The sequence below is a fragment of the Roseburia sp. AF22-2LB genome, from assembly GCF_003461125.1.
GTDB classification, from domain to species: domain Bacteria; phylum Bacillota; class Clostridia; order Lachnospirales; family Lachnospiraceae; genus Roseburia_C; species Roseburia_C amylophila.
The window spans coordinates 1-1,614 of the sequence record NZ_QTWM01000010.1; the positions used below are offsets into that span (position 1 = coordinate 1).

The following is a 1,614-nucleotide window of genomic DNA, read 5'->3' on the forward strand; positions in this document are numbered from 1 at the left end:
CTATAATATAGGAATGCTTCATCCGGAAGAATCAATGCAAAGGACAAGGTTATAGAACGGTCCGTGACCAAATTCACAGACTGAACCTCTCCTGTAAGATGAATCGGACTACCATCCAGTTCCACCTTGGGCTGTCCGGCCAATACTTGGTTCAGCATTGCGGTACGACTTACCGTAGTAAACTCTGTATCAATATAGACAGCGGCCTCCTTTTCGCCTAATTGGAGAGCCGGATTGCCGGACAATTCCAACAAACGATTATAGTCCGATAAACAAATCAAATATGGGTATGTGGCATAACCAAGATTGTTCAGAAGGACATCCCGGTCTTCCGACTGGGGCAGGCTCCGAAGAGAGTCCATAACAGCGTCCATGCTGTAGGCATTATCATAATCTTCTGTGGTGCGAATACGCCCAACCCTCATTTCAAAAAGCTCTGAAAATTGATTTTCCAAACCGTTTTCTTTCAGGGCTGCCTTTATATTCGGAAGAACCTGCGATGAATCTTCTGCAGTATGATCTTCAAAAGTATAGTCGATTACATGGCCAGAAGACAGGCTATTCGTTCCTGCAATTCCTACGCCCGCACCAAAACAACACAGCGCCGCCAGAATCAGCAGGGAGCTGATGGCCATGGAGTTTGACTGATGAATGACATTCTCCTGAATCTGCCGGAAGGTAAATACATGAAGCTGCTTATTTCCTTTTCCTTTCTTAACAATCAAAGCAATCAGTGCACGCATCCCATAGAAAAGCAGCATCGTACCAACTATGCCCAACAGCAAAGTCAGTCCCATCATACTTACCTTTGTCCATGCAATTCCCTGAATCGCCATGTAGTAAGCCACTGCCAACATCACACTTCCGCATATAGCAGCCAGTCCATAGATAACAGATGGCATTTGCTTTTTGGGGCGGTTCGTTGGCTGGGATAGCAAAGTACCGATCTCCTGGCGGCTGATTCGTCCACTCAAAATCAGAAGTGCCGTCAGCTTAATTGCCAGAAATCCTGCCAGCGTCCATTCAATCGCAAACCAGGATAAAGAAAACTGATGACCGATGATCCCCATGCCTACCAGCTTGGCGGTGACAAGACTGACAATTTCTGAAAGCACCACAGCCACAGGTAATCCTATGAGCATGGCAAGAATACTGGTCAGGAAATCTTCCGCCAGAAGCATACCAAACAGTTTACTTCTACGCATCCCCAACATTAGATAAACACCAAACTCATGCCGTCTGCACTCGAACTGATACTTGCAGGCAAAATAGATCAAAAAGAACAGAATACCGAGGGTCATCCCATAAAACGCAGGAATCAGAAGCAGGAGTTTGTCAACTGCGTCACTCTCCATTTTCTGCAAAAAGAGCATCACATCTTGAGTGGAGATGGAAAGAATCATGTAAAAGGCAACAATAGAAATCACCAGGGAGCTGAAAAACAGACCGTTTTCCTTTCGGCTGCGGCGACTGTTCCGAAGAATGAGATTAGAGAACATTTGCGCTGCCCCCTCCCAGTTGCGCCATCACCTTCAGGATGCGCCCGTAGAACTCCTGCTGGCTTTCGTCTCCACGCCGAAGCTCATGAAAGATCACGCCATCCTGGATGAACAG

At 46.7% G+C, this 1,614-nt stretch carries 1 protein-coding gene and 1 pseudogene; both read right to left on the bottom strand.

All coding sequences use genetic code 11. The annotated features are described in order from the left end of the window. A partial coding sequence (locus DWX96_RS12605) for an ABC transporter permease (RefSeq protein WP_147337987.1) occupies window positions 1–1,499 on the bottom strand: 1,499 nt, incomplete at its 3' end. Further along, window positions 1,489–1,614: pseudogene (locus tag DWX96_RS14905) on the bottom strand (ABC transporter ATP-binding protein); the annotation flags it as partial. The pseudogene DWX96_RS14905 and the gene DWX96_RS12605, both read right to left, overlap by 11 nt.